The organism is Rhodopirellula maiorica SM1, assembly GCF_000346295.1.
In the GTDB taxonomy this organism is placed as follows: Bacteria; Planctomycetota; Planctomycetia; order Pirellulales; family Pirellulaceae; genus Novipirellula; species Novipirellula maiorica.
Genome location: NZ_ANOG01000774.1, coordinates 1 through 3,739, shown reverse-complemented (window position 1 = coordinate 3,739; position 3,739 = coordinate 1). Strand labels below are relative to the sequence as shown.

Annotated in this window: 2 protein-coding genes; both read right to left on the bottom strand. The window is 54.7% G+C overall.

The genetic code is table 11. The features are described from left to right. A partial coding sequence (locus RMSM_RS25155) for a PAS domain-containing protein (protein WP_008703196.1) occupies positions 1-2,338 on the bottom strand: 2,338 nt, incomplete at its 3' end. 147 nt (positions 2,339-2,485) lie between these two features. Further along, positions 2,486-3,739, bottom strand: a 1,254-nt coding sequence (locus RMSM_RS41290; protein WP_040769339.1) for a PKD domain-containing protein, incomplete at its 5' end; no start/stop codon positions are given.

The following is a 3,739-nucleotide window of genomic DNA, read 5'->3' as shown; positions in this document are numbered from 1 at the left end:
CAATCACTGGCTTGGTTAAATACCGAGCGACTCCGCATTCACGTAGTCGCGGTGGATCCAGCCCGCTGACCGACGATGACAGAATGATGATGGGGCCATATTTATCACGGTATTCGTCACAGATCCGCTCGGCAAATTCAATCCCATCCATCTTGGGCATGTGATAGTCCAGCAGGATCAGTCCGAACGGCGTTTCGTTTTCGATCGATTCGGCAACCTTCTCGATCGCTTGCGCCCCGCTGTCCGCCAGCGTCGGCTGCATTCGCCAAAACAGCAACACTTCCTGCAGGATACGGCGATTGGTCGAATTGTCATCGACCACAAGCACGCGGGTATTGGCCAACGACGAGAGCTCGGCCGGCCGTCGCGGCGATTGATCCTCCGCCACGCCAAATCGGACTAGGAAATGGAAGGTGGTTCCGACTCCTGGCTGACTTTCAAGCCAGACTTTACCACCCATCAAATCGATCAGTCGTGAGGAAATCGTTAGCCCCAAACCGGTGCCGCCGAAATGCCGCGTGGTCGACGCATCGGCCTGGGAAAAGGCTTCGAAAATCTTGGACTGCTTTTCTTTGGGGATACCGATGCCCGTGTCACGAACGGTGACGTGCAGCAGTGCCGAATCGTCGCTCACCTCTTCGGGATTAACATCGACCACGACTTCGCCCGATTCGGTAAACTTTATCGCATTGCCAACGAAGTTCACGATGATTTGCCGTAGTCGTCCCGGGTCGCCAAGCAATTCATTGGGAATGCTGGGATCGATCCGGCCAGCCAATTCAATGTGCTTTTCATCCGCTTTGAGCGTCAATAATTTGACGGCTTTGCCGATGCAATTGCGAAGATCAAAATGAACCTGTTCAAGTTCCAAGCGTCCCGCTTCGATTTTGGAAAAGTCGAGGATGTCGTTAAGCAGTCTTAGTAGCGAGTCGGCGGATTCCTGAACGAAGCCTAAAAATTCGCGTTGCTCGCTGGTCAACGTGGTCGCTGTCAATAATTCGGCCATGCCGATGATGCCGTTCATCGGGGTGCGAATCTCGTGACTCATGTTGGCCAGGAATTCGCTCTTCGCGCGATTAGCGGTATCGGCGGCATTCTTGGCGTCCATCACCTCTTCGGCAGCCAATTTTCGTGCCGTGATATCGCGGCCGATTCCTACCATTCCTTTGACCGTGCCGTCTTCGTCACAAAGCGGCACCTTGGTGGTTAAAATCCAGATTCGGCGACCATCAGCCAATTGGATCGTTTCTTCTTTTTCGATCAGCGGTTCGCCCGATCGCATCACAATTTGATCGTCGGCGACAAAGTTACAAGCGATCTCGGGCGGCGAGAAATCGTAGTCGGTCTTGCCAACCAATTCGTCGATCGACTCGATCCCCAACAACCGCAGCAGCGCCGCATTGCCCGTGATAAATCGACTCGCGCGGTCTTTGACGTAAATCGGATCGGGAATGTTGTTGGTAATCGTCTTCAGCAGGTCGCGTTCGCGAGCAAGTTCGATCTCGGCGCGAAGTTGTTCAGTGACATCCCGAGACACACCAAAGGTGCCAATCACTTCGCCGGACTCATCGCGAAGCGGCAATTTGGTCGTCGAACACCACGTGTCATCGCGGTCGTCCCAGGTTTCTCGTTCCACTTTGGCGATCACCGGTTCGCCCGTCTCCATGATTTGGCGTTCATCCGCCATCGCCGCTTCGGCATGTAGTGAGCCAAAGAAATCGGCGTCCGTCTTACCGACCGCGTCACTCGGATCTTTGAGGTGGAAAAGTCTGGCCAGCGCGTTGCTGATGCGGATGAAGCGACTTTTTTTGTCTTTGAAATAGACGGCGTCGGGAATGTTTTCGAGTAGCGTGTTCAGCAGAAATTGAGATTGCTTGAGTTCCGCTGTGCTTTTGCCGTTGTTTTTCAGATCCCAGTAGACGACTTCGACTCCGGTGACGGTTCCGTCGTCGTCTCGCGTGGGAATTCGCAACACTTCGACGAAACTGTGTTTTCCGCTGGTCGAAATGTGCTCTTCGATCACATGATCCGGCCGACCGGATTGAATGACCGCTTGATCTCGCTCGGACCAAACCTCGGCAGCCGGTCTAGGAAGAAAATCAAAGTCGGTTTTGCCTACCAACTTCGCACAGGGTTGGCGATGATGTTGGCAGAAGGCATCGTTTGCGTATTCGATGCGACCGTGACGGTCCTTTCGCACGACTTGCAGCAGATTGGCGTCGCGGAGCGAAGGGTCAACCCGGATCGATTGCAGTCCGGTCCAATGCCGGAATTGCCCCAAAGCATCGAACTCGTCGTTGGCGGAATCGTCAGTGAGAGCGGATTGGTTTGGATTCACGTTTGAAAATCCCCTGGAGTCATGGCTGACTCCATCTTACACCTCCGCGCGGAAGTTGAAACGTAAAACAGGCGAACCGAGCGATTTATTGTCAGTCAAATCGCGCCAATTGGAACATCGGCCCTCGGGCGGGCTTGCCGGTTTCCGCTACCGCACTTGCTCGACGTCCTTCTTGGTTTTGACGTCCTTTAAAGTGTCGTTCAAGCCGCTGTAAAAGAGATCGCGACCCGAATGTCCCTCCAATTCGTCTTGCTGCGAATCGTCCATGACGGTGAATAGCGAATCGATCGCAGTGACACGGTCATCATAAGATCCGTTCGAACTCCAAGCCGCCAACAAAGTCCAGATCGCATCTTCGTCGTCGTCAATTGTGGTTGTCCCGCCAATCAGCACGTCATCATCTTTGCCTCCCTTTAGTCGGTCTTCGTCCAAGCCACCGATGATCACATTGCGTCCTTTGCCGCCATGCAGTTCATCGTCGCCAGCCCCGCCAAGCATCACCACAGGACCTCGGCCGGCCTTTAATTGGTCGTTGCCTGCACCTCCGTTCAGGATCGACGGCAGTTCGATATTGCCGGCCATGTTCAGGGTATCATCGCCATCGAGCAAGTAAGCCACGATTTGGCCGACGTCCGCGGCAGGCACGGTGACAAAGTTTCCGTTAGTGAGAAAGTCCGCGTGTACTTTGAGTGTCCCATTGCCTTGCTGGTTGATGGTCACGTGGTCATCGCCGGAGGTGCCGACGATGTAGAGCTGCTCGCCCACGATACCGACGCCGCTCACCACGGCTGTCGTGGTTGCGACGTCCGTTCCTGTGTCATCGTCGCTCAACGTCACGGTAATGTCAAAAATACCTGCAGTGCCGTAGACATGCTCGGCGGTAAACTCGCCGTCGGACTGTAACATCGTTGCCACTGAATGGGTGCCGTCACCCCAATCAATCGAAGCCGAATGAGTGTCGAGCGAACCCAGATCACGGAAAAGTCCCGAGACTGTAATGACGTCGCTTTCCGAGGCGGGCTGAGTCAACGTCGCTGTCCCAGTGAATGCTAGGATTTCTGGTGCTACGTTGTCCACCGTGACTGTTGCTTCGCCGTATCCGTGGTCGCCATCGTCGTCCGTGACCCGCACGATCACCGCGTAGTCGTCGGATGGTGTATTGCTGGGGGCGTCGTCAAGGTACCGATGCGATGCTGTGAAACTGCGTTCTCCGTCATCTAGTTGTATTGGCGTGGTTGGTGATCCGTCACCCCAGTCGATGACGACGCTGTGAGAGTCAGCGATGCCGGGATCATCAAAGGTGCTCGTCAGGGTGACCAGCCCGTTTTCTAGGATGCTCAATCGATCAAGCGTGACGTCGGTAACTCGTGGTGCAACATTATCGATTTCAATGACGCTCGT